We start from the raw sequence: 26,479 nt of genomic DNA, 5'->3' as shown, positions 1-26,479 counted from the left end.
GCCGACCGAGCAGCCGCCCCGGGCGGCGGACCGCGCTCGGGGCGGCCGAGAAGGATGGGGTGGGGTCGGATGAGCGCTGGGAACGAGCGCGTGCCGTGCGCGGCCGGGATGCGGGACTGCGCGACGGCCTTCGTCACGCGGGCGACCGCGCGGGGACGGCTGCCGCTGGACTACTCCGTGGCCAGCCTGCGGATCGTGGACTTCCTGGTCGACGGCCTGCGCAAGGGCGGCGCCGACCCGGAACGGGCCCACGGCACGCTGCTGGGGCTCGGCGCGTACGTCGGCGAGGTGCTGGTGCGCCGGGCGGGCGCCGTGTGGGTGGACTGCGACGCCTACCAGCGCGCCTGCTTCGGCCAGCCGGTCGGCGTGCGGATGCCGGACGGCCGGGTCTGGAACCCGCTCGGGAAGGTGCGCAACCGGTTCGCCGGGGGCGGCCCGCAGGACTCGCTGCACACCTTCTACCTGACGCTCCACGGACGGGCGCGGCGCACGGCGGCGTGAGGTCGGGCGCCTTCGCGACACGCCCGGGGTGTCTGACGGCCTGTGACACTTGTGTGACGGGCGACGCTGAGAACCGTGGAGGCGTGCACACGGCCGGTCGTGTGGCACGGTGCGGGTCCGCACGGGCCCGTTTCGCACTCGTACGAACGAGGACAGTGTTGGTCCAAGGAGGCGAACCCCGCCGCGCGCAGGCATTCGACGGGGAGCTGGGCGAAGCGGTGGCGCGGGCCCAGGAGGGCGACGAGGCCGCCTTCGCGGTCGCGTACCGGCTCGTCCAGCCGGGACTGCTCGGCTATCTGCGCGGGATCGTCGGTGACGACGCCGAGGACGTGGCGTCGGACGCCTGGCTGGAGATAGCCCGCGATCTGGGGCGGTTCAAGGGGGACGGGGCGGGGTTCCGCGGCTGGACGGCGACCATCGCCCGGCACCGGGCACTGGACCACCTGCGCCGGCAGAAGGTACGGCCGCGGGCGTCGACGCTCGAACAGGACGTCCTGCTGGATCTGCCCGGCACGCAGAACACCCACGAGCAGGCGCTGGAGTCGCTGTCCACCGCACGCGCCCTGGAGCTGGTGCGCAGCCTGCCCCGGGACCAGGCGGAGGCGGTGCTGCTGCGGGTCGTCGTCGGCCTGGACGGTCCCGCCGCGGCCCGGGTGCTCGGCAAGCGCCCCGGCGCGGTGCGCACCGCCGCCCACCGCGGGCTGAAGGGCCTGGCGCGACGGCTCGGTGTCGCGGGTGTGACGAATGATGATTCCCGGACGCTGGGGGAGTCGAAGTGAACGGCAGCGGCGGCACGAACGTCTGTGACGGCGTATGCCACGTCGGTGACGGCGGTTACGGCGACACGGCACGGCCGTCGGACAGGGATGGATACGGACATGGGTGAACCGCAGGGCGAGGGCAGCGGCGCGGGCCGCCGGCACGCGCGGCCCGGCGCCACCGTGTCCGGCTCCGCGGACGGCACGGAGAGCGCGGCGTTGGAGCGGCTGCTCGCCGCCGCGATGCGCCCGGACGCCGTGGACGCCGAGGGCGAGCGGCGGGCGGTGGCCGCGTTCCGGGCCGCCCGGGACGCCGGCGCCCACCGGGCCCGCACCCGGCGCCGGGACGACTGGCGCCCGCGCGAACACCGGCGCACCCGCCGCTCGCTGAAGGCCACCTTCGCGATCGCGGTGACCGGCCTCACCCTCGGCGGGGTCGCCTACGCCGGCATCGGCGCGGTCGGCTCCTCGCACGCCGAGCACGGCGAGCAGCGCACGAGCCCGTCGGCCGGCGCCTCCGGTGCCGCCTCCGACCCCTCCTCGGCGGCCGTCTCCACCGCCCCCGACCCCTCCGCCACCCCGGACCGCCCCGGCACCGCCCAGGACACCGAGGCCCACTGCCAGGCGTACGAGCAGGTCAAGGACCACGGCAAGGCGCTGGACGCGACGGCGTGGCAGCGGCTGGTGAAGGCGGCGGGTGGCGAGCGGAACGTGACGGCGTACTGCGCCCGCCGGCTGGGCCTCGCGTCCCCCGCACCGACGACGCCCAGGCCGACCAGGTCCGCCAACCCCAACAAGCCGGACACCCCGGGCAAGGCGAGCGCCGCGCCCACCAACGGCACGGGCAACTCCGGCCAGGGCAACGGCAAGGGCAACTGAGACAGCCGGGCCGACCGGCCCACGCATCCGGACACGCCGTACGGGCAACGCCTTTCCACGCCCCGGCACAGCCGTGCGCCGCCAAGGCAACGGCCGGGGCCGCCACCCCCCACAGGAGAGGCCCCGGCCGTCGCGCGGCACGGGCCGCGCGGCGGCCCGTACTCTCTACAGCGCCATGACTGCGTTTTCTGTCACACCCCACCCCGTCACAAGCTGGTTGCAGGTTGTACGGACATGGACGAGGAGCGGTTTCAGGTCGTAACGTGCCTTTCGCGCCGGGCGAGGCTGACCGAACATCGCCGCAACCATCGGCCGACCGACGACTGAGGACTGACGGGTGCTGGGGGACGACGCGGAGCTGACCGCCGCGGTGCTTGCGGCACAGAACGGCAACGAGACCGCGTTCCGTACTGTGTACCGGGCCGTGCACCCGCGCCTGCTCGGATACGTGCGCACCCTGGTCGGCGACCCGGACGCCGAGGACGTCGCCTCCGAGGCCTGGCTGCAGATAGCCCGCGACCTGGAGCGGTTCAGCGGTGACGCCGACCGCTTCCGCGGCTGGGCCGCCCGCATCGCCCGCAACCGCGCTCTGGACCACATCCGCATGCGCGGCCGGCGCCCCGCCATCGGCGGCGACGAAACGGAACTGACCGGCAAGGCCGCCGAGTCCGACACCGCCGGCGAGGCGATGGAGGCGCTGGCCACCGACCGCACCCTCTCCCTCATCGCCCGGCTGCCCCAGGACCAGGCCGAAGCGGTCGTGCTGCGCGTGGTCGTGGGCCTGGACGCCAAGACCGCGGCCGAGACGCTCGGCAAACGCCCGGGCGCCGTACGCACCGCCGCGCACCGCGGGCTGAAGCGGCTGGCCGAACTGATCGGCGCCGATCCGGAATCGGCAGTGGGACTCGACGCACTGCCGCCCCAGCGAGAACCGCGCGAGGGCGCGGTGACGTCCGCGACTGTGACGCATATGCGCCCGCGGACGCAGAAGGACATGTGATGGCCGACGAGCAGTACAGGTGGCTGGACCGGCGGACAGCGGAGATCCTGCTGAGCGGACAGTCCCTCGAAGCTGTCGACGCCGCCGCCCGCGAGCAGGCCGAACGCCTCGCCGCCACGCTCGGTGCGCTGAGCGCCCAGCCCGCGCCGGACAGCGCCGAACTCCCCGGCGAGGCCGCCGCGTTGGCCGCCTTCCGCACCGCCCGGGCCGGCGCCGCCGCGCCGGGCGAGCGGGACGCGGCGTCCTCCGACGCCGGTCTGGTGCGTCTCGGCGCCGCCGCCGACCGGCCCCGTCGCCCCCGCTGGGGCCGCCCCCTGCGTCTGGGGCTGTCCGCCGCGCTGGCCGCCGGCATGGTCGGCTCGGTCGCGGTGGCGGCCACCACCGGCGTGCTGCCGACGCCCTTCGGCGGCGGCCGGCCGGACCCCGCCGCCTCGGTCTCCGCCGCCGTCAACTCCGGCCGCCCGCTGGTGTCGCCCTCGCCGCGTGCCCCGCAGGACGATCCCAGCGCCGACGGCACCACCGAGCCCACCGGCCCGCAGGGCACCCCGCGCGGCGGCGCCACGTCCGAGCCCGGCACCGCGGCCGGCCCCGCCGGCCAGGGCACCTGGAGCGGCGCCCCGGCCGCCTGCCGTGACGTGCGCGCCGGCAAGGAACTCGGCACCGAGCGCCGGCACGCCCTGGAGGCCGCGGCGGGCGGCTCCGGCGCGGGCCGCGTGTGGAAGTACTGCAAGACCGTCCTCGGCCCCGCCGGCAACGGAACCGCGGGCGCGGACCAGGACGGCAGGGGCAAGGGCAAGGGCAACGCCAAGGGCGGCGGCAAGGGCAACGGCACCGGAGGACAGGGCGGTCCGGGCGGCCAGGGCGAGGGCGACCAGAACGGCCGGGGCGACCAGGGCGAGTCCGGCGGTGACGGCGAGGGCAGCCACATAACCCCCGGCGGCGGAGACGGCGACCAGACCGCCGAGGACACGGCGGCCCCCTCCTCCCTGCTGCACCGGCAGACGCCGTCGCCGAGCCCGACCTACAGCGCGCTCTGAGGCCGCCTCCCGCCTGTGACCTGCGCTGTCGCGGGCCGCTCGGGCGCCCGGTGAATTTCTCGCCGATTTTCCCGCGCGGGGTGTGACACTTTCGGCCCCGGCGACGCAGTACTGAGTGAGCCGACTGGTCATCGGCTTCTCGCACAGAGCCGGGGTTCCCCCCGTACCTACGGCTCGTGCACCTCGGCGCGGGCGGGACACGTTCCCCCGGTCCCGCCCGCGCCCCGCACATCTGTCTCCGCTTGCCTCACCAGTACACGACGACCTTGTCGCCGTTGCGCACCTGCGCGTACAGGCTCGCGATCGCCGCCTCGTCCCGGACGTTGACACAGCCGTGCGAGCCGCCCGCGTAACCCCGGGCCGCGAAGTCGTAGGAGTAGTGCACGGCCTGGCCGCCGCTGAAGAACATGGCGTACGGCATCGGGGAGTCGTACAGCGTCGACCAGTGGTGGCGCGACTTCCAGTACACGTGGAACACGCCGTCCCGGGTGGGTGTGCCGACGGCGCCGAAGCGGACCGCCATCTCCGACACCGTCCGCCCGTCGATCATCCAGCGCAGGGTGCGGGTCGTCTTGTCGATGCACAGCACCCGTCCGGTCAAGCAGCGCGGGTCGGGCGCTCCGGCGGGCTGGCCGCCCATCAGGTACAGCTCCCATGTGCCCGGCTCGTGCGTCATCTTCAGCAGCCGCTGCCAGGTGACGGTGTCCGTCCGCCCGGTCCGCGGCAGCCCGCGCTTGCCCTGGAAGCCCCTGACGGCCTTCTCCGTCAGGTCGTCGTACGTCCCCGTCGGCCCGTCGAAGAGCCAGTCGACCTGCCGCAGCCGGGCCTGGAGCTCCCGCACGTCCCGTCCCGAGTCGCCGGGCGACCACAGGACGGCGGGACCGGCCGCCGGGGCGGGCGCGCCGGTCGGCTTGCCGTCCGCCGTGGCGGAGGGCGCGGGCGCGGTGCTGCCCGGCAGCTCGATGTGGACCGGGGAGTGCACCTTGCCGTCCGTGCCCTGCACGGTGCAGCCGCACACCCCGGCCAGGGCCGCCAGGGCGGCTGCCGCGCCGATCACTCTCGCCATGCCCGTAGTACGCAACACGACCCCCGCCGTCTCACCGATTGCCCGCGTGTCACCTCAGAGGCTGCCCGCGCGTGACGGCTCCCGAACGGCGGGGCATTGTTGTGACCGGGACCTCACGGAGGCTGTGAGCAAGGTCCCAGGGTGTGCCCCTCCAAACGGCTGCACGCGCACCGCTACAGTCCGCAGGAGGGTCGGTCTGTACTGGCCAGTAACTCAGCGGGAGGCATCACACCATGGCGCGCGAGTCGGAGTCCGGACTGCCCATCGAGCCGGTCTACGGACCCGGGGCCCTGGAGGGCTGGGATCCGGCGGAGAAGCTGGGCGAGCCGGGCTCGTACCCCTTCACGCGCGGCGTCTACCCGTCGATGTACACGGGCCGCCCCTGGACCATGCGGCAGTACGCCGGCTTCGGCACGGCGACGGAGTCCAACGCCCGCTACAAGCAGCTGATCGCCAACGGCACGATGGGTCTGTCGGTCGCCTTCGACCTGCCCACCCAGATGGGCCACGACTCGGACGCGCCGATCGCGCACGGCGAGGTCGGCAAGGTGGGCGTGGCGATCGACTCGGTCGACGACATGCGGGTGCTGTTCGGCGGGATCCCGCTGGACAAGGTGTCGACGTCGATGACGATCAACGCCCCGGCGGCGCTGCTGCTGCTCCTGTACCAACTGGTCGCCGAGGAGCAGGGGGTGGGCGCGGACAAGCTCACCGGCACGATCCAGAACGACGTGCTGAAGGAGTACATCGCCCGCGGCACGTACATCTTCCCGCCCAAGCCCTCCCTGCGCCTGATCGCCGACATCTTCAAGTACTGCAGGGCCGAGATCCCGAAGTGGAACACCATCTCGATCTCCGGCTACCACATGGCGGAGGCGGGCGCCTCGCCCGCGCAGGAGATCGCGTTCACGCTGGCCGACGGCATCGAGTACGTGCGCACGGCGGTCGCGGCCGGCATGGACGTCGACGACTTCGCCCCGCGCCTGTCCTTCTTCTTCGTGGCCCGTACGACGATCCTCGAGGAGGTCGCCAAGTTCCGCGCGGCGCGGCGCATCTGGGCGCGGGTCATGCGCGAGGAGTTCGGGGCGAAGAACCCCAAGTCGATGATGCTGCGCTTCCACACGCAGACGGCGGGTGTCCAGCTCACGGCCCAGCAGCCGGAGGTCAACCTGGTGCGGGTCGCCGTGCAGGGCCTCGCGGCGGTCCTCGGCGGCACCCAGTCCCTGCACACCAACTCCTTCGACGAGGCGATCGCGCTGCCGACCGACAAGTCGGCCCGGCTGGCGCTGCGCACCCAGCAGGTGCTGGCCTACGAGACGGACGTGACGGCGACGGTCGACCCCTTCGCCGGCTCCTACGTCATCGAGAAGATGACGGACGAGGTGGAGGCGGCCTCTTTGGAGCTGATGCAGAAGGTCGAGGACCTCGGGGGCGCGGTCTCCGCCATCGAGCACGGCTTCCAGAAGAACGAGATCGAGCGCAACGCCTACCGCATCGCCCAGGAGACGGACGCCGGCGACCGGGTCGTGGTCGGCGTCAACCGCTTCCAGCTCGACGAGGAGGAGCCGTACGAGCCCCTGCGCGTCGACCCGGCCATCGAGGCCCAGCAGGCGGAACGCCTCGCGAGGCTGCGCGCGGAACGCGACCAGCAGGCGGTCGACTCCGCCCTGGCGGCCCTGAAGAAGGCGGCGGAGGGCGAGGACAACGTCCTGTACCCGATGAAGGACGCCCTCAAGGCCCGCGCGACGGTGGGCGAGGTGTGCAACGCGCTGCGGGAGGTCTGGGGGACCTACGTGCCCAGCGACGCCTTCTGAGATGTCGTAGGCGCGTGCGACACTCCCCGACATGTTCGGTGTCGTCGATCTCCCCACCTATCTGGCAGGGCTCGTCCTGATCATCCTGCTGCCCGGGCCCAACTCGCTGTACGTGCTGTCCGTCGCCGCCCGCAGGGGTGTGCGGGCCGGGTACACCGCCGCGGCCGGGGTGTGGTGCGGGGACGCCGTGCTGATGACCCTGTCGGCGGCCGGGGTGGCCTCGCTGCTGCGGGCCAACGCCGTGCTGTTCGGGATCGTGAAGTACGCGGGGGCCGGGTACTTGACGTACCTCGCGGTCGGCATGATGCGGGCCGCGTGGGGGATGTGGCGGTCGCGGCGGGAGCGGGAGGCGCGGGCCGACGAGCCCGTCGCCGCCGACGAGCGGCCCTACCGGCGGGCGCTCGTCGTCAGCCTCTTCAACCCCAAGGCGATCCTGTTCTTCGTCGCCTTCTTCGTGCAGTTCGTCGACCCCGGATACGCCTGTCCCGCGCTGTCCTTCGTCGTGCTCGGCGCCTTCGCCCAGCTCGCCAGCTTCCTCTACCTCAGCGCGCTGATATTCGGCGGCACCAAGCTCGCCGAGGCCTTCCGGCGCCGCAAGCGGCTGGCGGCGACGGCGACCTCGGCGGCGGGGGCGCTGTTCCTCGGGTTCGCGGTGAAGCTGTCGCTGGCGAGCGCGTAGGCCGCGGGGCTGCCGGGCCCCTGGCTCAGCGCAGGCCGAGGCGGGTGACGTACGCGTCGAGTCCCGCCGCCGAGTCACCCGCCCAGCCGACGTAGCCGTCGGGGCGGACCAGGAAGACGCCGGGGCCGTAGGAGTCGGGGACGGCCGGCAGCGACCGCACGCCCGGGATGTCGGCGCGCGCGCCGAGCAGCGTCCAGTGCGGGCCGCGGAACGCGTCGAAGAGGCGGACGTCCCCCGCCTTCGCGTCCGGCGCGCGGTCGCCGGCCCGCAGGCCCGTCGCCTCCGCCCGGGTCTCGGCCGTGAGCGACGACTCCGGGTAGCCCAGCCCCAGCTGCCGCGTCGCCTTCCCGCGCCGGGCCTCGTCGCGGTGGATGGCCGTCGACAGGCCGAGCACCTGGTCCGCGACCGGCCGCCGTTCCTCCTCGTAGGTGTCCAGCAGCGACTCCTGCGCCCCGCCCCGCAGCACCGCCCCCAGCTTCCAGCCCAGGTTGTAGGCGTCCTGGACGCTGGTGTTCAGGCCCTGTCCGCCGGCGGGGGAGTGGACGTGCGCCGCGTCCCCGGCGAGGAAGACCCGCCCGGCGCGGAAGCGGTCGGCTAGGGCGGCGCGGGGACGGAAGCCGGAGGACCAGGACAGGTCCGTCACGGCGGCGGGGTCGAGGTGCGTGCGCTCCCCGACCACCCGGCGCACACCCGCCAGGCTGACGTCCACGTCCGTGCCCTCCGGGAACTGCGCCACCAGCTGGAACTCGTCCGTCCCGGCGAGCGGGCAGATCGCGAGGAAGCCCCCGCCCTGACCGTGCGGCGGGAAGATGTGCCAGTACTCGCGGCCCAGGCCGCCGATCCGCACGTCCGCCACCAGGACCGGGTTCGGGTCGACCGTCTCGCCGGTCATCCCCACCCCGAGCGCCTGCCGCACCGCCGAGCGCCCGCCGTCCGCGGCCACCGCGTACCGGGCGCGCACGGGCGAGCCGCTCGCGAAGTGCGCGGTGACGCCGTCCGCGTCCTGGTCGAGGCCGACGAGTTCCCGGCCGAAGGCCACCTCTCCGCCCAGCTCCCGCAGACGCGCGTACAGGATCTCCTGCGTGCGCCACTGCGGCACCATCAGCGGCAGCAGATACGGCGAGTCCTCGTCGGCGTCCTCGTCCGGGTCCATCATCTGGTGCTCGCCGACCTGCTGCCCGTCCTGCCAGATCATTCCGACCGGGTACTCCCCGCCGGCCGCCCACAGCGCGTCGATCACCCCGAGGTCGTCGAAGACCTCCTGGGTGCGCGGCTGGATCCCCTTGCCGCGCGAGCCCCGGGCCAGCCGCTCGCCCCGCTCCACCACCACCGCGTCCACCCCGCGCCGGGCGAGGTCGATGCCGAGCGCCAGTCCGGTCGGGCCGGCGCCCACGACCACCACGTCCGCGTCCATGATCCACTCCCCTTAACGTCGTTAAGTTCCCTCGCTCCGAGAGTGCCCTTAACGCCGTTAAGGTGTCAAGCTGTGCAGCGTGAGCACGGAAAAGAGCGTGAGTACGGGAAAGAGCGCGCAGACGGGGCGGACCGCGGGGACGGGAAAGCGCGAGCCCCTGGACCGGGAACGGGTCGCCGACACCGCCCTGAAGCTGCTGAACGAGGTCGGCCTGGAGGGCCTGACCCTGCGCGCCATCGCCAGGGAGCTGGACGTCAAGGCACCGGCCCTGTACTGGCACTTCAAGGACAAGCAGGCCCTGCTGGACGAGATGGCCACGCAGATGTACCGCCGCATGGTCGCCGGGACCGCCCTCGACCCGGACGACACCTGGCAGGACCGGCTGCTGAAGTTCGGCCGCGGACTGCGCGCCGCCCTGCTCGGCTACCGCGACGGCGCCAAGGTCTACAGCGGCTCACGCTTCACCGGCACCGACCACGCCCACCAGATGGAGGACAACCTGCGCCTGTTCACGGCCGCCGGCTTCACCCTCGCCCAGGCGGTCAGGGCGACCTCGACCCTGTACGCGTACACCATCGGCTTCGTCACCGAGGAACAGGGCGTACGGCCCCTGCCCGGCGAGCGCCGCGAGGGCTACGACGTCGGCGAACGCGCGCGGCTGCTGGCCGACTTCCCGCTGTCGGCCGCCGCCGGCGCGGAGATCTTCGAGGACTACGACCGGCAGTTCGAGGAGGGGCTGGCGCTGGTCGTGGCGGGCATCGAGGCCAGATACGGCCGCTCGGCCTGAGGGCCGCTCAGGGTGACGCCGGCGCCCGCCTCGGCCGTGGCCCGAACGGCACCTCCGCATACCGGTGGATCAGCCAGGCCGGCGCCGGCGTCGGCGCCCCGACCGCCCCGAAGCCCAGCGTCACCACCGGCACGATCCCGAACGCCGACCGGTAGGAGAAGGCGTCGGCGCCCGGCGCCCGCCACAGCCCGGCGACCGCGTGGTGCTGCCCGATCAGCCGGCTCATGGCGACCACGCCCCACCCGTGCGCGTCCCGCCGGTCGCGGTGGACGAGGTACAGCCCGACCCCGCCGACGAAGAACGGCGCGTACTCGGGCATCGGCACGGCGTCCGGCAGCGGGTCGCGCGGACCCCGCGCGATCGCAACCGTCCAGCCGCCGCAGAACAGCAGCACCCGCCGGCGGCTCGCCCCGGGCGCCACCGTCGGCAGCGCGAACAGCGCGTAGAAGCGCACCTCCGCCCACAGCGTCCAGCACACCCCGAGCACCCGGTCCACGCCCAGCGGCTGCTGAAGCACCGTCAGATTCACTAGTGCGTCGCACGGCGAGACCTGAATACCGAGACGTCCGTAGGCGAAAGGCGAGTGCAGCGTGGGGAACTGATGCCGCGGCGAGACGCAGCCTGTCCAGGGCCCCGAGACGGCGCGAAGGGGGTCTATGGATGCGTCGGTGCCAATAGTCCGAATCGTGGTGAAGCCTTGATTGACCAGCCAACGATTCTCTCTTCGGTTCCCATCGGTTCACCTGGACGTCGTTTTCGCTTCCTAATTTTTCCCAGCATCCCCCCACGCCGCGGTAAAGCCGGCGAACGACGCAGTTTCACAGCAGTTACTTTGCACATACCCAGGAGTGCCATGACGAGGGTCCAGAACAGACGGGCACGCGCACGTGGAGGGGAGCTGGACGACTGCTTGCGCGCCTGTGCCGTGCACAGCGGCAAACTCGTCGGCAGCATCGACCGCCGCCGCGTCGAACTCGCCGAACAGCTGCGCAAGCTGCTCGTCGTGTGGGGCACCACCTCGGTGGCCGCCCCCGCGCCCGCCTCGGCCGGCGGCCCCACCGCGCTGCTCAAGCGCGCCGTCAAGGGCGCCGCGACCCCCGCCTCCGGCATCGGCAACGAGCTGCTGGACGCCCTCCTCGCCGTCGCCAACAAGGCCCTGGAGGCCGGTTACGACGACGAGCTCAACCTCGCCCTGGTCATCAGCGACACCGTCCTGGCCCAGCGCAAGAACTCCCGCGCCGGCTGGCGGCTGCGCGCCCGCCTCCTGGAGGCCCTGGGCGACGAGACCGAGGCGCTCGAGGCGTACGAGAAGTACCTGGAACTCACCAACGACGACGGCTTCGGCGTCAGGAACCGCATCGCGGGCCTGCGCCTGGCCGGCGACAAGGAGCGCGAGCTGCTCGCCCTGCTGCGGCGGCAGAACCCGCGCGCCGAGGAGTTCACCCGGCGCCCCGCCACCGACGTGTGGGCCGAGGGCCTGGCCGCGCACGCCGTCGGCGACTGGACCGAGGCCGAGCCCCGCCTGGTGGGAGCGCTGCTCTCGCTGGCCGCCGAGGACGCCCCCGTGGGCGACCGGCAGGACCTGCTCAGCCAGTACCTGGACCTGCGCACCGCCGTCCCCGGCGTCGACCTGCCCGCCCTCACCGAGGCCCTCGCCCTCTACGCCGAGCAGCGCCGCGCCCGGATGCGCGGTCCGGTCGCCGACCCGACCATCGGCGGCGTGCAGTGGATCAGCCTGGGCGAGTTCCGCAACCAGATCGCCGGCAAGTCGATCTGCCTGATCGCCAACTCCGGCCGGGTGGGCGCCAGTTCCATGGGCGCCGAGATCGACTCGTACGACCTGGTGGTGCGCTTCAACTCGTACAGGATCGACCCGAGGCACACCGGCAGCCGGACGGACATCCACGCCACCATCCACAAGCACGGCTTCAACTGGGAGAAGCAGGTCACCACCCGCCTGGTCTTCGGCGGCATCTCCGGCGACTGGAAGTACTCCCTGCGCAACCGGCTGGTGCCCGGCGCGCAGACCTACCTCGGTGACGAGTCGCTGCGCTGGCCCATGCGCAACATCGGCAAGGTCTCCACCGAGACCTGGTCGGGCATCCCCACCACCGGCTTCAACATGCTGTGGCTGCTGGACTTCCTCGACGTGAGCCCGAAGCTCGACCTGATCGGCTTCGACTTCTACGAGTCCGGCGCCTACCGCGTGCAGGAGGCGATGAAACTGGCCATCACGTCCGTGCACGAATACACCAGCGAGAAGGATTGGGTCATGCAGCGGGCCCAGAGCGTGACCGACATGAGGATATCCCTGCGATGACCACGACCACCCTGTCCGCGACGCGGGCCCCGGCGACCGACGCGTCCGCGCTCACCGGCAAGCGCCGAATCGCCTTCGCGTCCTTCGTCGACGAGAACTACCTGCCCGGCTTCCTCGTCCTGCTGCGCAGCCTCGCCCTGTCCAACCCGGGCGTGTGCGAGGACTTCGTCGTCCTCTACGACGACCTGCGCCCCGGCTCCCTCGCCCGGATCCGCGACCTGCACCCGCGGGTCGTCTTCAAGCGGGTCGACGCCGACCACTACGACTCGTACAAGAAGGGCGACCAGGACAACTACCTGGTGCGCAAGGCGTACTTCATCCTGGACGTCTTCCGGATCCGCGAGTACGACACGATCATCACCCTCGACACCGACATGGTGGTCCTGGGCGACCTGAGCGAACTGCTCCAGCTGCGCGAGGGGCTCGCGGCCGTCCCGCAGTTCTTCTACGGGCAGCACAAGCTCAACTCCGGCCTGCTGGTCATCCAGCGCGAGTACCTCAGCGACGAGTTCTGCGCCCGGCTCGACGCGTGCGGCCGCTCCGGCGACTACGAGCTCGACAAGCACGACCAGGGCATCCTCAACGCCGTCCTGGACGGCGACTTCGTGCGCCTCGACCCGCGCTACAACTTCGTCAAGCGGCGGCTGTCCGGCGACCTGCCGGTCCCCGAGGACACCGCGATCCTGCACTTCACCGGCCGCCACAAGCCGTGGCAGGGCGGCGAGGCCGGCTACAGCCAGGCCGAGGAGAAGTGGCGCGAGTTCGAGCTGACCGACGCCGAGTTCCACGCGGCCTACATGGAGTCCTCCGGCGGCCTCCACCACGACCTGCTCGTCCACTACGGCACCCCGCACGTCGCCCGCACCGGCGACGTGGAGGTGGCCCGCAAGGTCGCCGCCGCGCACATCGCGAACGGCGACTACCAGGACGCCGTCGACATCCTCTCCAGCGTGCGCATCCCGCTCGACGAGGCCTGGCCGCACGAGGTGCTCGGCCACGCCCTGATGAGCGTCTCCCGCTACGAGGAGGCCAAGGCGCAGCTGCTGATGGCCACCGCCGCCCCCAACCGGGCCGCGACCGCCTACGCCCGCCTCGCCCAGATGGCCTGGGTGCACGGCGACAACGCCCAGGCGCTGAAGTACGCCACGGCCGGCCTCGCCGTCGACCCCACGCACCGCTCCAGCCGCCTGTGGGTGCAGCGCGCCTCCTCCGTGCCGGCCCAGGAACTCGGCGCCCCCGAGGACCAGCTGGCGCACGTCGCGTTCTACATGGACCGGCAGGGCAACGCCGGCGACAAGCTGCTGCCGGAGTCGGTCCGCTCGGCCTTCGGCCCGGACACCTCCTCCCGCCGCTGGCACTCCGTCCACGCCCACCGCCTCTTCGACGAGGCCGCCCTGGAGCGGGTCAACGCCCGCCGCGGCCTGGTCATCGGCGGCGGCGGCCTGTTCATCCCGGACACCATGCCCAACGGCAACAGCGCCTGGCAGTGGAACGTCCCGGACGAGACGATGCGCCGCATCGACGTGCCGATCGCCGTCTACGCCGTCGGCTTCAACGCCTTCGACGGCCAGTCCTACCGGGCGAGCCGCTTCCGCGAGTCGCTGCGGCTGCTGGTCGAGCAGTCCGCCTTCTTCGGCCTGCGCAACCACGGCTCGATCGAGAAGGTGCGGGCCATGCTCCCGGCCCACCTGCACGACAAGATCCGCTTCCAGCCCTGCCCGACGACGGTCACCCGCCAGCTCGTGCCGGACTGGCAGGACCCGGTCAAGCGGGACGACACCATCCTGATCAACGCCGCCTACGACCGCGCGGGCCTGCGCTTCGGCCACGACTACGGCTACTTCCTGGCCCAGATGGCCCAGGCGGTACGGGACCTGGGGCAGCTGGCGGAAGTCCAGTGCGTGGCGCACTCGCTCGACGACGAGAAGATCGCCTTCGACCTGCGCCGGGAGCACGGCATCTCGATGCCCGTCATCCCGATGTACGACTTCGAGAACAAGGAGATCCTGGACCTCTACGCCCGCACCAAGCTGGTCATCGGCATGCGCGGCCACGCGGGCATGATCCCGTTCGGCTGCGGCACGCCCATCATCAGCCTGATCTCGCACCCGAAGATGGCGTACTTCCTGCGTGACATCGAGCGCCCCGAGTGGGGCGTCTCCGTCCACGACCGCCACCTCGCGGCGCGGCTCGTCGAGCGCTCCCGGGACCTGCTCGCCGACCACGCCAAGACCGTGGCCGACGTGCACGGCCGCCAGCAGGAGCTGTGGAAGGTCACCGAGGCCAACGCCGCCGACCTGCGGGTCATCCTGGGCGGCTGAGCATGGCGACCACCCTGGCCGGCGACGTCGACGTCCGGCCGCGCACCACCGGCCGCCGCTCACCCCTGTGGTGGGCGGCGGTCGCCCTGCCGTCCGCGGTGGCCGTGGTGTACACCGTGGCCACCCGGCGGCTGACCGGGGACCTGCACTACGTCCTCGCCGCCCTGCGCACCGGCCGCGCGGCCGGCTACTCGCCGTCGGAGGTCTTCACCCACCGGCCGCTGTGCTACCGGTGGTTCATCGCGATCCTCGACCGGATCACCTCCTTCGCCGGCGGCACCCTCACCCGCGAGGCCCTCATCGGAGCCTGCGGCGCCCTGCTCGCCTCGGCCGCCGCCTACGCCCTCCACGCCGCCCTGCTGCGCCACGTCACCCCGCGCGAGGCGGCCCTCACCGCGGGCGCCACCGGCCTCGCCCTCACCCTCGCCCCGCGCAACGACTTCCTCCAGCCCGAGTGGAGCGCCGTCGTCTTCGCCGTGTTCGGCGTCGCCGCCGCGCTCCGCCCCGAACGGCCCTGGCGGGCGGCCCTGCTGGCCGCGCTCCCGTTCGGGCTCGCGGTGATGATGAAGTACTCCACCGCCGCCACCGCCGCCATCGGCATCCTGCTCGTGTACGTCGCCGACCGGGGCCGTGCCGTCCGGGTCGCCGTCGTCGCGGGGGCGGCGTCGGCGGCCCTGCTGCTGCTCACCTTCGCCGCCGGCTCGCACGAGCGGCAGTGGCTGAAGGACATGCCGCAGATCAACCAGTCGGCGCTCAGCCGCACCGGCGTCCACCCGCACGTCATCCTCGACCGCACCGTCGACTTCCTGGCCGACCGCGCCGTCGCCACCCCCGTGCTGCTCCTGCTGCCGGGCGCGCTGCTGCTCGTCCTGGCCCGGGTGCCGGGGCGGCTGCGCCGGGCCGAACTGCTCCTGGTCGCGCTGACCGCCTTCGTCGCCGCCCAGGCCGTCGTGGTCGTGCAGGGCAACTGGTTCCTCTACCACGCCGCCCAGATGCCCGTCCTCGCCGCCGCCGTCTGGGGGCTCGCGGTGGGCGGCGCGCGCAGGTCGCCGCCGTGGTGCTTCGGCGCCGTCTCGCTGCTCTACGGCGTCCTGCCCGTGCTCTACGCCCAGCTGCCCAGGGGCCTGCAACGGCCCTGGGAGGTGTGGACGGCGGGCCTGGTCGCGCTGCTCGCGGCCGCCGCGGACGTCGCCCTCGCCCGCACGGAGCCCGGGCGCCGGTCCGCGGTTCCCGTCGCCGTGGCGGGCGTGGTCCTGCTGGCCGCCGCCATCTGGCCGGGCTCCCCGCACCTGGTGCAGTACGGCAAGGTCACCGAGACCAGCGCCCAGTACCTGGAGGGGCTGCGGCTGACGCGGCAGGAGGCCGACCGCATCCGGGCACAGCTGCCGGCGAACGCGCCGGTGCTCTACCTCGCCTTCGGCGACATGACGTACTACGTCGACCACCCGGCCCGGTGCCGCTACCCCATCGCCACGTTCCTCCAGCGCACCCGCTACCTGCCGGACGTGGCCGACCTGACGTCGTTCAAGGAGAACGCCGACTGCGTCGACCACGACCCGGCCCCGTACGCGGTGCTGGAGCGGCCCTGGTTCCGGCCCGGGAAGGTCGACCCGGAGCTGTGGCGGCGGATCAGGGCGGTCTACGACTGCCCGCCCGCGACCTCCGGTGCCAGGACCGTGCTGTGCGTCAGGAAGTCAGGCCGAGCGAGCGGGTGACCTTGCGGGCCAGGGCCACCGAGTAGCTCTGGCCCCGGTCCTGCGGGTAGATCTGCGCCATGGTCGCCAGCGTGACCCGGCTCAGCGGCGTCTCGTGGCCGGGGATCAGCGCCCGGTACTCCGGGGTGACCACCGGCTGCGCGAACCCGGCCTTCGAGAAGTGCCACTCCTTGATCCAGGAGGCGTCGAAGTCCGGGTTGATCCGCCGCAGATACGGCACGAAGCGCGACAGCAGCTCGCCCGGGTCGGTCGTGAAGCGCCAGTCCTCGCGCTCGACGTAGTTGCCGACGTAGAGGATGTGCCGGCCGCCGTAGACGGACGGGTCGATCATCCTGGTGTGCTCCACGACCGCGAGGAAGGGGAAGCCGGGCTCGTTGATGTTGAGCCAGTAGTACGGGATCACGCTGCGGTCGAGTTCGAGGACGAAGCAGGTGGCGCCCAGGTACTGGTTGCGCCACACCACGTCGTCGGACGGCAGACCCGCCGCCTTCGCGAAGGCGGGCTGCGGGGTGGTGACGATCAGGTGGTCGAACGTGTACGACGAGCCGTCCGCGCAGCGCACCGAGGCGAGCTCACCGTCCTGCCGTATCGACTCCACCGCCTTGCCGAACTCCACCTTGCCGCCGCGCTCCTCGACGCCGTCGCGCAGCGCCGCGTAGACCCGCTCGAACCCGCCGTCCACATAGCCCAGTTCGAAGGTCCGGCAGTGGATGCGGGCCCACAGCCACGCCATCGACACCTGCTCGGCGCGGTCGCCGAACTTGCCGCGCAGCAGCGGCTCCCAGACCGCCGCCGTCGCCTTCGTGCCGGCCCAGCGCCGCAGCCAGGCCAGCGCCGTGCGGTCGTTGAACCGCTCGCCGTTGCCGACCGCCTTCAGCAGCGCCGAGGAACCGGCGAAGCGCACGGCGTCCAGCGGGGAGAACTCCGGGAAGCGCAGCATCTGCAGCGGGGTGGTGAAGTCGATGAGCCGCCCGCCGCGGTAGATGCCGGTGGTCGGCTTGTGGAAGCGCAGCGCCTCGCCGAGACCGAGCTCCTCGACGAGGGCGATCATGTCCCGGTCGCTGCGGAAGATGTGGTGGTAGTAGCGCTCCAGCGGGACGCCGCCCACCTCCAACGAGGCGGCGAGGCCGCCGAGTTCGTCGGCGGCCTCCAGGACGGTGACCTGGTGTCCGGCGCGTACGGCGTCCCAGGCGGCGGTCAGCCCGGTCGCGCCCGCGCCGATGATGCCGAGGTTCATGCGAAGCTCCACTTTCTGTTGAGCACGAACTGGAGCGCCAGGACCAGCGGCAGTGAACCCGCCTTGACGAGGTTGGCGTCGATCCCGAGTCCGTCGGTGAAGGCGAGGAAGAGCAGGTCCGTCAGGCCGATGCCGGTCAGCCCGACGGCGTAGAAGCGCAGGAAGCGGACGACGATCCGGTCCCGCCGCTCGAAGGTGAACAGGGCGTTCAGCACGAAGTTGTTGGCGATGCCCAGGGTGGTGCTGATCCAGTTGGCGACCTGCTCGTCCATCCCGGCGACGTTGTGCAGCAGCAGGAAGACGACCATGTCGATCGCGACGCCGCTGCCGCCGATCAGGGTGTAGCGGACGAGCTGGCGCAGGGTCCGCGGCGGCGCGCTGGTCTCGGCGGTGGTCTCAACGGCCGTCATCGTCCCCGCCGATCACCTCGCGCACCAGGTACAGCGGACGCCCCTGCGCCTCGCTGTAGATGCGCCCTATGTAGGCGCCGATGACCCCCAGCGACAGCATCTGCGTGCCGCCCAGGAACAGCACGACGCACATCAGCATCGTCCAGCCGGAGACGGTGATCTCGGGCCGGAAGAACTTCATGGCGAGCGCGTAGAGGATGCCCACCAGCGACAGGGTGAGGACCGCGAAGCCCAGCCGGGTGATCATCTTCAGGGGGGCGGTGGAGAAGCTGGTCATGCCGTCGATGGCGAGCCGGGCCATCTTGCGCAGCGGGTACTTCGTCTCCCCCGCGAACCGCTCGTCCCGGTCGAAGGCCACCTCGGTCTGCCGGTAGCCCATCGAGGCGACGATCCCGCGCACGAACCGGCTGCGCTCCCGGTAGCGGCGCAGCTCGTCGGCGACCTTGCGGTCCAGCAGCCGGAAGTCCCCGGTGTCCAGGGGGATGTCGACCTCGGTGGAGGAGCGCAGGAGGCGGTAGTACAGGTGCGCCGTGGCCTTCTTGAACGCGGTGTCCTGCCGGGTGCGCCGGCGCGCGTGCACGATCTCGGCGCCCTCCCGCCAGGCGTCCACCAGCTCCAGGCTGACCTTCGGCGGGTCCTGGAGGTCGGTGTCCATCACGATCACCGCGTCACCGCGGGCCACGTCCAGGCCCGCGGTGATGGCGATCTGGTGCCCGAAGTTGCGGGCGAAGTCCACGACCCGGACCCGGGGATCGCCGGCCGCGAGCTCCTTCAGCAGGGCCAGCGACCCGTCCGTGGAGCCGTCGTTGACGTAGACCAGCTCGACGTCGAACTCGGGCCGCGCGTCCAGGGCCGCGGTCAGTTCGGTGTGGAAGGCGGTGATGCCGTCCTGTTCGTTGTAGACGGGGAGGACGTACGAGATCAGCGCCCGCCCGGTCGGTTCCGGCTCCACCGACGCGAGGGCCAGGGGAGCCGGGGCGTGGGCGGGCGGACGTATGTCCTGTTGGGTCATGCTGCGCGAAGCTATGGAGCTTCTGTTAACCGCAGCCCAACGGACCGCGTCGGAAGGTGGTCCTCCGCGTTTCTCTTGGCACTTTTTTCTCTTACCGGCTGTGAAAGCGCTCTTACCTCTTGCCAACCAGCAGCTTCTTCAGCCGTGTCACCGGCGAGATCCGCGGCGCGTCCGCCTCGTAGGCCCTGCGCAGCTGCTCGAAGTGGTCGGCGCGGGTGCGGCCGAGGTAGGCGTCGCGGCGCAGCGGCCTGGCGATGGACCACGCCCGCCGGTGCTCGCCGGCGTAGTGGGCGACGTACGCCTTGGCCAGCTCCAGCACGGACCTGAAGGGGATGCCGTCGGTGTGGTCGCGGTCGACGCGCTGCTGGACGGCGGAGATCAGCTCCAGCTTCTCGTCGACGGTGTAGGCGTCCTCGGCGATGCGGGTGAGGACGTCCTCCGGAATCGGCTTCGTCACCTCGAAGGCGAGCGTGGAGCGGATCGGCGGGCCCGCGATCTCGATGTACGGCAGCAGGGCGCCCGTGCTGTGGTGCAGCCACGGCAGCCGGGGGCCGGCGAAGTCCTGGTGCAGGACGACCGTGCCGGGCTGCATCCGGGTCAGGAAGCGTTCGGCCACGCACCGGAACACCCGGGCGGTCTTGGCTATGTCGATGTGCAGGAACTCGACGGGGCTCTTGTCGTCCGGGTCGGAGGTCTGCCACAGGTCGCCGGCGTGGATCTCCAGGAACGGCAGGAAGGGTGCGAGCCGGCCGCGGAAGTCGTCGAGGAAGGAGTCGTCGTCCGCGGGCTTGTGCCCGGAGGCGAAGAACTTCTCCGAGGCGAAGGTGCCCTTGCCGACGCGGAAGAAGTCGTAGGCGTGCAGCCGCCCGGTCCTCTCGTCGAACTCCGGGTTCTCCTTCAGGCCCATGGCGAGCGCGTACGTCGATCCGCCGCCGCCCGAGCCCAGTTCGACGATCCTCTCCCGCCCGGTGAGGTGGTGGCGCCCCACGAGGTACAGGAACTGCAGCTCCCAGGTGCTGCACTGGGTGTAGGGCAGGTCGTCCGGCAGCCGGACGTCGTCGAGCAGGGGGTAGAGCCGGCCGAGGTTCGTCATTGAGTGCCTCACGGAGACGGAGAAGACGGAGAAAGAAGTGCGGCTTCCGGGATCCTTGGGATCGAGATCCTAGGGACCCGGAAGCCGCTTCACCGTTGAATCACAGGAGTGATGTAGTCCTCATCCTGCATTTCAACGGGCTTGGTCTCCGATTTACTCGGCGTTTGCTCAAACCCGGGCAACCCGGCGGCCGTGGGAACCCTCTTACTTCCTCACGGCCTTCTTCAGCGCCCGCGCCCTGCGCACCACCCGGCGCGCGGTGGCGCTCTTGGGCAGGAAGGCCAGTCGCTCCGGGATGCCGCCCGGCAGACCCAGCGAGGTGAGCCGCTTGCGCTTGAAGTAGCGCTGGGTGCGCGGACCGAAGTGCCGCGCGAGGTAGCGTTCGGCGTCCTCGCGCCGGCCGGGGTGCATCTGCGGCTGCATGGTGAAGCTCACCGCGGTCACCAGGCCGTTGAGCGTCTCCGTCGCGACGACCTCCTCGCCCTTCCTGCCCTCCAGATCCGGCAGCAGCGCGTCGGCGAGGACCGCCGGGACCCGGTTGCTGTTCTGGTAGGGCGTCAGACGCTCCAGCAGCGGCTCGGTGCCCAGCCGGGCCACCGGCAGGCCGTAGAACGCGGAGGCCGTGAACAGGGCGGTGGAGAAGCAGCCGACGACCAGCGCGGGCGGCGACTTCTCGAACAGCGCCTCGGCGAGGACGGGGACGTCGAGGACGGTGAGGTCGACGCCCAGCTTCCCGGCCTCGGTCTCCAGGGCGCGGCTGTAGCGGGCCGGTGCGGTGGGGTGCGGCTTGAAGACGATCGCGCGGTGGCCGCGCTCGACCGCCCCGCGCATCATCCGCACGTGCAGGTCCTCCTCCTCCGCGGGGGAGAGGATGCCGAGCGCCGACAGGTACTGGCCGAGCAGCAGTGCCGCGTTCTCCGGCAGCGCCGGCAGGTCGGCGACCGTGGCGGTCAGTTCGCCCATCGTCTTCAGGAACGCGGCCGTCGGCACCAGTTGCGCCGGCACCTCGAACTCCGTCAGCAGCATCGGCGTCAGCCCCGGCACCAGGTCCAGGTGCAGCAGCCGGCGCACGCGCGTGCCGATCAGCGGGTCGAGCTTGTTGCGGGTGGGGCCGTAGCTCATCAGACCGTCGGCGTACACATCGATGGGCGCGTCGGTGAACAGCTGGGCCACGGTCAGCGCGGGCGCGACCTGGATCGACTCCATGACCAGCTCCACCCGGTCGTCGCCCAGGTCCCACAGCAGCCGCAGATAGCGCTCGAAGAGCGGGACGTCGTCCGGGCGCGGCACCCAGGCACCCGGGTGGAAGGGGCTGATGGCCTCGTTCCACGACAGCACGCCGTCGAAGTGGCCGCGCAGCGGCTCGAACCCGGGCATCTCGTCGACGGCCGGCGTGGTCTCCGGGTTCGCCGAGTTGTTGAACACCAGCAGCAGCTCGCGGTCGGCGTCGGTGAAGCACTCGGAGTCCAGCGCGGCGGCCAGGGTGGCGGCGCCGTACAGCGTCGAGACGCAGTAGATGCGGGTGGTACGGGGCATCAGGCGGCCGCCTTCGCAGTGGTGATCCGGCGCCGCAGCCGCCGCAGCTTGGAGGAGCGGTGCATGTCCATGGTCTCCAGCACGTCACCCAGCGCGTCCTGCGGCATGCGCTGTATGGCGGCCGCGCTCATCGTGCGCAGCTGCCTGGCGACCGACGGCTCCCACTTGGACTCGTCGGACAGGTGGTGGGCGATGATCGCGCAGTACGTGCGGACGGCCTTGGGCAGCAGCCGGCCGGCGTCCGGGTCGGTCGCCGTCTCCTCGATCACCTGGTCGAAGGCGCGGATGAAGTCGAGCTGGCGGGCGTCGCCGATCTGGGTCAGCGAGCCGGCCACCCCGCGCCGGTAGAACACGCCGAGCAGGCTCACCACGGCGAAGGACTGCGCCTCACGGTGCAGCTTCCAGATCCACGGCCGGTCCTCGGCGGTGCGCAGCCCGTCGGTGAAGTGCAGCAGCCCCTTGTCCAGCAGCCGGCGGCTGTAGGCGCCGGCCCAGGCGTAGGCGTAGTCCACGGACGTCGTGCGGTCGGCGGGCAGGATCGCCGCGCGCGGGTCGAGCACCTCCCAGCGGCGCCCGTGCGGCACCCGGTGCACGGTCCGGGCGCGGGCGCTGGCCTGCACATGGTCGGTGCGGACGAAGTCGCAGCCCAAGTCCTCGATCGCCCCCACCAGTCGGGCGAGGTAGCCGGGCGCCAGCCAGTCGTCGCCGTCCAGGAACGTCAGGTACTCGCCCCGCGCCGCGTCCAGGCCGGTGTTGCGCGCGGTGGCGAGCCCCCCGTTCCGCTCATGACGGATGTGACGCACCTGCGCGACCTCGGAGAGCTCCTCGGCCGCCCGTTCGAGAATGGCCGGGGTTTCGTCCTTGGAATGGTCGTCCACCAGCACGAACTCGAAATCCGGGCGGGCGTTCAGACGCAGGCTTCTGAGGGTGTCGGGGGCGTACTGCTGGACGTTGTAGAACGGCACGATCACGGAGAGCTTTGGCACGGGCGAGAGCCTAGGAGGCGGCCCGGCGGCGAGGCTTTCCGGTGACCGTACGGGGGGTGAACTCCATGTGTCGGAACGGTGCATCCCATGTGCTTCCGGGGATTTGGCGAGCCAGTTCGGCTCTCGGCGGGCTGTTGTTAACTTTTTGGACAGGTGTGGTTGGGCCAAGCCTCGGAATCGCTTCCTAGCGTCTCGGACGTGCCACCAAGTTCAACGAAGCCCACGCGAATCGCGGTACTCGCGGACTCCGACACCCGCTGGAAATGGGGTGCGTTGACCGCGGCTCGGATCGCCCCGGGCGCGTCCATGGAAGCCGCACCGCGCGAGGGCGCGCAAGTCGGCCTCCGGCTGAGCGGTTTCCTGCTGCGCGGCCGGGCCACCCCGACCGCGCGCCAGCTGGCCGAGGTCGGGGTCACCGCCGACTCGCTCACGGAGGTCACGGCGGTCGAGTTCCTGCGCGCCATGGCCGAGGAGTCGTACGACGTCGTCGTGCTCGCGCTCGTCGGTGGCGGCGTGCAGGCCATGCTGCACGGCCTCAAGCGCGTGTGGGAGGGCCGCGAGCGGCGTCCCGTCGTCGTCACCGGCTATGTCGGCGTCGTCTACGAGAAGCTCGCCGACGGTCTGCTGCTGCGGCACGGCGCGGACCTCGTCCTGGCCAACTCCCGTCAGGACGCCGAGCGTTTCCGGGCGGTCTACGAAGGGGTGGGCGCCGACGCCTCGTCGGTGACGGAGGTGGCGCTGCCGTTCCTCGGCGGCGCGGCCTACGAGGGTGAACACGACCCGTACACCGTCGTGTTCGCCGTCCAGCCGTCCGTCCCGGACACCCGCAAGGACCGCGTCTACCTGCTCGACCGGCTGATCCGGCACGCACGGCTGCACCCCGAGCGCGAGGTGCTGCTGAAGCTGCGCTCCAAGCCGGGCGAACACACCACGCACATCGAGGAGCTGCCCTACCAGAAGCTGGTCCAGCGGCTTGACGCGCCGGCCAACTTCCGCCTGGTGTACGGGAACATGGGCGAGGTCCTCGACCGCACCGACCTGCTGGTCACCATCAGTTCGACGGCCGCGCTGGAATCCCTGCACCGTCGTATCCCGACCGTCATCCTGACCGACCTGGGCGTGCGCGAGACGCTCGGCAACCACCACTTCGTCGGCTCCGGGTGCCTGGCCTCCTGGGACCAGCTCGACGCCGGGCACCGGCCGGTGCCGGACGAGGAGTGGGTGGCCCGCCAGGGCGTCGCCGTGGACGGCACGTACGCGGGCGCCTTCGACGCGGCGCGGGAACGCATCGCCAAACTCCTCGCACAGCCGGGCGCCTTGGCGCCTCTCGTCCCCTACTACACGCCCGCGACCGCACCCGGCTACCTGCCCGGCATCCTCGCCCGCCACCACCTGGGACCCGACGGCAGTCCGCTGCCCGGGGCTCCCGCCCATGACAAGGAACCCGGCCCGGTCCGGCAGATCGTGCGCCGCGCGGCGCGGGGTGCCTACCGGCACGGGGTGCAGCGGGTGGCGCCCGTCATCCGGCGGATGGGGGAGTTGTGAGCGTCAGCTCCGGTCGTCGTGCGGGTGCGGCGCCGTCTCGGCCGGTCGCGCCCCGCGGCGGAGCCGCTGATCACCACAGCCCCGCGCCCCCGAAGGGCGGCTCCGCCGCCCATCAGACCTCAGCCGACCCCGCCCAAGGAGTGCTCCCCATGTCCGACTCGCCGGCCGACGCCGGGGCCACCGTGCGCCGCGTGCTCGCCGTGATCCCCGCCCGCGGCGGCTCCAAGGGCGTGCCCGCGAAGAACCTCGCCCCCGTCGGCGGCGTGCCGCTGGTGGCACGGGCGGTGCGCGAGTGCCTCGCGTCCCGTCTGGTGACGGACGTCGTGGTCTCCACCGACGACCAGGCCATCGCCGCCACCGCCCGCGAGGCCGGCGCCGAGGTCGTGCTGCGGCCCGCCGCCATCGCCGGGGACACGGCGACCTCGGAGGCGGCCGTCCTGCACGCCATGGACGCGCACGAGGCGCTGCACGGGGCGGCCGTCGACGTGGTGCTGCTCGTGCAGTGCACCAGCCCGTTCATCGTCCGCGAGGACATCGACGGGGTGGCCGGCGCGGTCGTGGAGAACGGCGCGGACACCGCGGTGACCGTCGCCCCGTTCCACGGGTTCATCTGGCGCGACGCCGAGGACGAGGTCGCCGCCGGCACCGTCGCGGAGGCCGACGCGGCCACCGGCGGCGGCTACGGCGTCAACCACGACAAGTCCTACCGCCCGCGCCGCCAGGACCGCCCCCAGGACCTGCTGGAGACCGGCGCCGCCTACGCGATGCACGCGGCCGGCTTCCGCAAGCACCAGCACCGCTTCTTCGGCCGCACCGAGCTGGTGCGCACCGACGCCGCCCGCGTGCTGGAGATCGACGACCCGCACGACCTCGCCCGGGCCCGCGCCCTGGCGCCCCTGTTCGACGCGGACCGCCCCGGTTCGCTGCCGACCGCCGACGACATCGACGCGGTCGTACTGGACTTCGACGGCACCCAGACCGACGACCGGGTGCTGATCGACGCCGATGGAAAGGAGTTCGTCTCCGTGCACCGCGGGGACGGGCTCGGCATCGCCGCCCTGCGCAGGAGCGGCCTGAAGATGCTCATCCTCTCCACGGAGCAGAACCCGGTCGTCGCCGCCCGGGCCCGGAAGCTCAAGGTCCCGGTCCTGCACGGCATCGACCGGAAGGACCTCGCACTGAAGCAGTGGTGCGAGGAGCAGGGCATCGCGCCCGAGCGCGTGCTCTACGTCGGCAACGACGTCAACGACCTCCCGTGCTTCGCCCTCGTGGGCTGGCCCGTGGCGGTCGCGAGCGCCCACGACGTGGTACGCGGCGCCGCCCGTGCGGTCACCACCGTCCCCGGTGGCGACGGCGCGATCCGAGAGATCGCCAGCTGGATCCTCGGCCCCTCTCTCGACTCCCTCGACAAGTAAGGACAGTTCCCTGCCATGAGCACCAACTCCCGTCTGCGTCAGTTCGGTTCCCGCGAGGTCGGCCCCGGCAAGCCCGTCTACATCTGCGGCGAGATCGGCATCAACCACAACGGCGAGCTGGAGAACGCCTTCAAGCTGATCGACGTGGCCGCCGAAGCCGGCTGCGACGCCGTCAAGTTCCAGAAGCGCACCCCCGAGATCTGCACCCCGCGCGACCAGTGGGACATCGAGCGCGACACCCCCTGGGGCCGGATGACCTACATCGACTACCGCCACCGGGTGGAGTTCGGCGAGGACGAGTACCGCCAGATCGACGAGTACTGCAAGGAGAAGGGCATCGACTGGTTCGCGTCCCCGTGGGACACCGAGGCCGTCGCCTTCCTGGAGAAGTTCGACCTGCCCGCCCACAAGGTCGCCTCCGCCTCCCTCACCGACGACGAGCTGCTGCGCGCCCTGCGCGCCACGGGCCGCACGGTCATCCTCTCCACCGGCATGTCGACGCCGAAGCAGATCCGCCACGCGGTCGAGGTCCTGGGCAGCGACAACATCCTGATGTGCCACGCCACCTCGACCTACCCGGCCAAGGCCGAGGAGCTCAACCTCCGCGTGATCAACACGCTGGAGAAGGAGTACCCGAACGTCCCGATCGGCTACTCCGGCCACGAGACCGGCCTGCAGACCACGCTCGCCGCCGTCGCCCTCGGCGCCGTCTTCGTCGAGCGCCACATCACCCTCGACCGCGCCATGTGGGGCTCGGACCAGGCCGCCTCGGTCGAGCCGCAGGGCCTGGAGCGCCTGGTCCGCGACATCCGCGTGATCGAGGCGTCCCTCGGCGACGGCGTCAAGAAGGTCTACGACTCCGAGCTCGGCCCGATGAAGAAGCTGCGCCGCGTCACGGGCGTCGTCGCCGAGGCGGAGATCGCCGCCGCCGCGGGCGAGCCGGTCACCGTCTGA

Annotated in this window: 22 protein-coding genes and 1 pseudogene; 14 read left to right on the top strand and 9 right to left on the bottom strand. The window is 72.0% G+C overall.

Features of this window, described 5'->3' with window-relative positions; genetic code table 11:
• Positions 1 to 69: 69 nt before the first annotated feature.
• The 5 genes from ACYF6T_RS05855 to ACYF6T_RS05835 all read left to right on the top strand — a co-directional run bounded on the left by ACYF6T_RS05855 (position 70) and on the right by ACYF6T_RS05835 (position 4,175).
• The gene (locus ACYF6T_RS05855) at positions 70 to 501 is read left to right on the top strand and encodes a hypothetical protein (protein ID WP_461693955.1); all 432 of its coding nucleotides are present in this window, start codon (positions 70 to 72) and stop codon (positions 499 to 501) included.
• 158 nt (positions 502 to 659) lie between these two features.
• Positions 660 to 1,280 carry an RNA polymerase sigma factor gene (locus tag ACYF6T_RS05850; RefSeq protein WP_461694191.1) on the top strand — a complete coding sequence of 207 codons (621 nt, stop codon included), beginning with the start codon at positions 660 to 662 and terminating at the stop codon, positions 1,278 to 1,280.
• Between the two features lie 99 nt (positions 1,281 to 1,379).
• Positions 1,380 to 2,138 (top strand): hypothetical protein, encoded by a 759-nt coding sequence (locus ACYF6T_RS05845; protein ID WP_461693954.1) that lies wholly within the window; start codon positions 1,380 to 1,382, stop codon positions 2,136 to 2,138.
• Between the two features lie 337 nt (positions 2,139 to 2,475).
• Positions 2,476 to 3,138, top strand: a complete 663-nt coding sequence (locus ACYF6T_RS05840; protein ID WP_461693953.1) for an RNA polymerase sigma factor — start codon at positions 2,476 to 2,478, stop codon at positions 3,136 to 3,138.
• On the top strand, positions 3,138 to 4,175 hold the full coding sequence (locus ACYF6T_RS05835; protein ID WP_461693951.1) for a hypothetical protein: 1,038 nt from the start codon (positions 3,138 to 3,140) through the stop codon (positions 4,173 to 4,175). The genes ACYF6T_RS05840 and ACYF6T_RS05835 overlap by 1 nt, the downstream gene beginning before the upstream one ends.
• Before the next feature lie 247 nt (positions 4,176 to 4,422).
• Here ACYF6T_RS05835 and ACYF6T_RS05830 read toward each other — a convergent pair whose 3' ends face one another.
• The gene (locus tag ACYF6T_RS05830; RefSeq protein ID WP_461693950.1) at positions 4,423 to 5,241 is read right to left on the bottom strand and encodes a L,D-transpeptidase family protein; all 819 of its coding nucleotides are present in this window, start codon (positions 5,239 to 5,241) and stop codon (positions 4,423 to 4,425) included.
• Between the two features lie 233 nt (positions 5,242 to 5,474).
• Between ACYF6T_RS05830 and ACYF6T_RS05825 the strand changes: the two genes are divergently transcribed.
• Positions 5,475 to 7,055, top strand: coding sequence for an acyl-CoA mutase large subunit family protein (locus tag ACYF6T_RS05825; RefSeq protein ID WP_461693948.1), 1,581 nt, complete (start codon positions 5,475 to 5,477; stop codon positions 7,053 to 7,055).
• A gap of 31 nt (positions 7,056 to 7,086) precedes the next feature.
• On the top strand, positions 7,087 to 7,734 hold the full coding sequence (gene leuE / locus ACYF6T_RS05820; protein ID WP_461693946.1) for a leucine efflux protein LeuE: 648 nt from the start codon (positions 7,087 to 7,089) through the stop codon (positions 7,732 to 7,734).
• A 25-nt stretch (positions 7,735 to 7,759) separates the two neighbouring features.
• On the opposite strand, the gene ACYF6T_RS05815 is transcribed toward leuE, so the two are convergent.
• Positions 7,760 to 9,148, bottom strand: coding sequence for an FAD-dependent monooxygenase (locus ACYF6T_RS05815; protein WP_461693945.1), 1,389 nt, complete (start codon positions 9,146 to 9,148; stop codon positions 7,760 to 7,762).
• A 97-nt stretch (positions 9,149 to 9,245) separates the two neighbouring features.
• Between ACYF6T_RS05815 and ACYF6T_RS05810 the strand changes: the two genes are divergently transcribed.
• Entirely contained in the window at positions 9,246 to 9,935 is a 690-nt protein-coding gene (locus tag ACYF6T_RS05810) for a TetR/AcrR family transcriptional regulator C-terminal domain-containing protein (protein WP_461693944.1), read from the top strand.
• Positions 9,936 to 9,942: 7 nt separating this feature from the next.
• On the opposite strand, the pseudogene ACYF6T_RS05805 reads toward ACYF6T_RS05810, so the two are convergent.
• Positions 9,943 to 10,548, bottom strand: a pseudogene (locus tag ACYF6T_RS05805) (hypothetical protein); the annotation flags it as partial.
• Between the two features lie 240 nt (positions 10,549 to 10,788).
• Between ACYF6T_RS05805 and ACYF6T_RS05800 the strand changes: the two are divergent.
• Genes ACYF6T_RS05800 through ACYF6T_RS05790 form a run of 3 tightly spaced genes read left to right on the top strand, consistent with a single transcriptional unit; the run spans position 10,789 to position 16,291 of the window.
• Positions 10,789 to 12,255, top strand: coding sequence for a glycosyltransferase family 29 protein (locus ACYF6T_RS05800; protein ID WP_461693943.1), 1,467 nt, complete (start codon positions 10,789 to 10,791; stop codon positions 12,253 to 12,255).
• Complete coding sequence (locus ACYF6T_RS05795) at positions 12,252 to 14,576, top strand: glycosyltransferase (RefSeq protein WP_461693942.1); 2,325 nt, start codon at positions 12,252 to 12,254, stop codon at positions 14,574 to 14,576. Before ACYF6T_RS05800 ends, ACYF6T_RS05795 begins: the two co-directional genes overlap by 4 nt.
• Before the next feature lie 2 nt (positions 14,577 to 14,578).
• The gene (locus tag ACYF6T_RS05790) at positions 14,579 to 16,291 is read left to right on the top strand and encodes a hypothetical protein (RefSeq protein WP_461693940.1); all 1,713 of its coding nucleotides are present in this window, start codon (positions 14,579 to 14,581) and stop codon (positions 16,289 to 16,291) included.
• On the opposite strand, the gene ACYF6T_RS05785 is transcribed toward ACYF6T_RS05790, so the two are convergent.
• The 6 genes from ACYF6T_RS05785 to ACYF6T_RS05760 form a co-directional block, all read right to left on the bottom strand.
• Positions 16,263 to 17,528 carry an NAD(P)/FAD-dependent oxidoreductase gene (locus tag ACYF6T_RS05785; protein WP_461693939.1) on the bottom strand — a complete coding sequence of 422 codons (1,266 nt, stop codon included), beginning with the start codon at positions 17,526 to 17,528 and terminating at the stop codon, positions 16,263 to 16,265. The two genes, ACYF6T_RS05790 and ACYF6T_RS05785, sit on opposite strands and share 29 nt — an antisense overlap.
• Entirely contained in the window at positions 17,525 to 17,938 is a 414-nt protein-coding gene (locus tag ACYF6T_RS05780) for a GtrA family protein (protein ID WP_461693938.1), read from the bottom strand. Before ACYF6T_RS05780 ends, ACYF6T_RS05785 begins: the two co-directional genes overlap by 4 nt.
• Positions 17,925 to 18,950: a glycosyltransferase family 2 protein gene (locus ACYF6T_RS05775; RefSeq protein WP_461693937.1), complete on the bottom strand. Its 1,026-nt coding sequence runs from the start codon at positions 18,948 to 18,950 to the stop codon at positions 17,925 to 17,927. Before ACYF6T_RS05775 ends, ACYF6T_RS05780 begins: the two co-directional genes overlap by 14 nt.
• 112 nt (positions 18,951 to 19,062) lie before the next feature.
• Positions 19,063 to 20,043, bottom strand: coding sequence for a class I SAM-dependent methyltransferase (locus tag ACYF6T_RS05770; RefSeq protein ID WP_461693936.1), 981 nt, complete (start codon positions 20,041 to 20,043; stop codon positions 19,063 to 19,065).
• A gap of 204 nt (positions 20,044 to 20,247) precedes the next feature.
• The gene (locus ACYF6T_RS05765) at positions 20,248 to 21,579 is read right to left on the bottom strand and encodes an alpha-2,8-polysialyltransferase family protein (protein ID WP_461693935.1); all 1,332 of its coding nucleotides are present in this window, start codon (positions 21,577 to 21,579) and stop codon (positions 20,248 to 20,250) included.
• The gene (locus tag ACYF6T_RS05760) at positions 21,579 to 22,565 is read right to left on the bottom strand and encodes a glycosyltransferase family 2 protein (protein WP_461693934.1); all 987 of its coding nucleotides are present in this window, start codon (positions 22,563 to 22,565) and stop codon (positions 21,579 to 21,581) included. The genes ACYF6T_RS05765 and ACYF6T_RS05760 overlap by 1 nt, the downstream gene beginning before the upstream one ends.
• A gap of 198 nt (positions 22,566 to 22,763) precedes the next feature.
• On the opposite strand from ACYF6T_RS05760, the gene ACYF6T_RS05755 reads away from it, so the two are divergent.
• The 3 genes from ACYF6T_RS05755 to ACYF6T_RS05745 all read left to right on the top strand — a co-directional run bounded on the left by ACYF6T_RS05755 (position 22,764) and on the right by ACYF6T_RS05745 (position 26,479).
• A complete protein-coding gene (locus ACYF6T_RS05755) occupies positions 22,764 to 24,110 on the top strand; it encodes a DUF6716 putative glycosyltransferase (protein WP_461693932.1) in 1,347 nt (448 codons plus the stop codon).
• Between the two features lie 149 nt (positions 24,111 to 24,259).
• Positions 24,260 to 25,525 (top strand): cytidylyltransferase domain-containing protein, encoded by a 1,266-nt coding sequence (locus ACYF6T_RS05750; protein WP_461693931.1) that lies wholly within the window; start codon positions 24,260 to 24,262, stop codon positions 25,523 to 25,525.
• Between the two features lie 15 nt (positions 25,526 to 25,540).
• Positions 25,541 to 26,479: an N-acetylneuraminate synthase family protein gene (locus ACYF6T_RS05745; RefSeq protein WP_461693929.1), complete on the top strand. Its 939-nt coding sequence runs from the start codon at positions 25,541 to 25,543 to the stop codon at positions 26,477 to 26,479.

The organism is Streptomyces sp. 7R007 (assembly GCF_054850255.1).
This window is presented reverse-complemented; position numbering and strand designations above follow the sequence as displayed.

Coding starts and splice junctions, on each gene's coding strand:
- ACYF6T_RS05855 (WP_461693955.1), top strand. CDS start 70: ATGAGCGCTGGGAACGAGCGCGTGCCGTGCGCGGCCGGGATGCGGGAC.
- ACYF6T_RS05845 (WP_461693954.1), top strand. CDS start 1,380: ATGGGTGAACCGCAGGGCGAGGGCAGCGGCGCGGGCCGCCGGCACGCG.
- ACYF6T_RS05835 (WP_461693951.1), top strand. CDS start 3,138: ATGGCCGACGAGCAGTACAGGTGGCTGGACCGGCGGACAGCGGAGATC.
- ACYF6T_RS05830 (WP_461693950.1), bottom strand. CDS start 5,241: ATGGCGAGAGTGATCGGCGCGGCAGCCGCCCTGGCGGCCCTGGCCGGG.
- ACYF6T_RS05825 (WP_461693948.1), top strand. CDS start 5,475: ATGGCGCGCGAGTCGGAGTCCGGACTGCCCATCGAGCCGGTCTACGGA.
- leuE (WP_461693946.1), top strand. CDS start 7,087: ATGTTCGGTGTCGTCGATCTCCCCACCTATCTGGCAGGGCTCGTCCTG.
- ACYF6T_RS05815 (WP_461693945.1), bottom strand. CDS start 9,148: ATGGACGCGGACGTGGTGGTCGTGGGCGCCGGCCCGACCGGACTGGCG.
- ACYF6T_RS05800 (WP_461693943.1), top strand. CDS start 10,789: ATGACGAGGGTCCAGAACAGACGGGCACGCGCACGTGGAGGGGAGCTG.
- ACYF6T_RS05795 (WP_461693942.1), top strand. CDS start 12,252: ATGACCACGACCACCCTGTCCGCGACGCGGGCCCCGGCGACCGACGCG.
- ACYF6T_RS05790 (WP_461693940.1), top strand. CDS start 14,579: ATGGCGACCACCCTGGCCGGCGACGTCGACGTCCGGCCGCGCACCACC.
- ACYF6T_RS05785 (WP_461693939.1), bottom strand. CDS start 17,528: ATGAACCTCGGCATCATCGGCGCGGGCGCGACCGGGCTGACCGCCGCC.
- ACYF6T_RS05780 (WP_461693938.1), bottom strand. CDS start 17,938: ATGACGGCCGTTGAGACCACCGCCGAGACCAGCGCGCCGCCGCGGACC.
- ACYF6T_RS05775 (WP_461693937.1), bottom strand. CDS start 18,950: ATGACCCAACAGGACATACGTCCGCCCGCCCACGCCCCGGCTCCCCTG.
- ACYF6T_RS05770 (WP_461693936.1), bottom strand. CDS start 20,043: ATGACGAACCTCGGCCGGCTCTACCCCCTGCTCGACGACGTCCGGCTG.
- ACYF6T_RS05765 (WP_461693935.1), bottom strand. CDS start 21,579: ATGCCCCGTACCACCCGCATCTACTGCGTCTCGACGCTGTACGGCGCC.
- ACYF6T_RS05750 (WP_461693931.1), top strand. CDS start 24,260: ATGTCCGACTCGCCGGCCGACGCCGGGGCCACCGTGCGCCGCGTGCTC.
- ACYF6T_RS05745 (WP_461693929.1), top strand. CDS start 25,541: ATGAGCACCAACTCCCGTCTGCGTCAGTTCGGTTCCCGCGAGGTCGGC.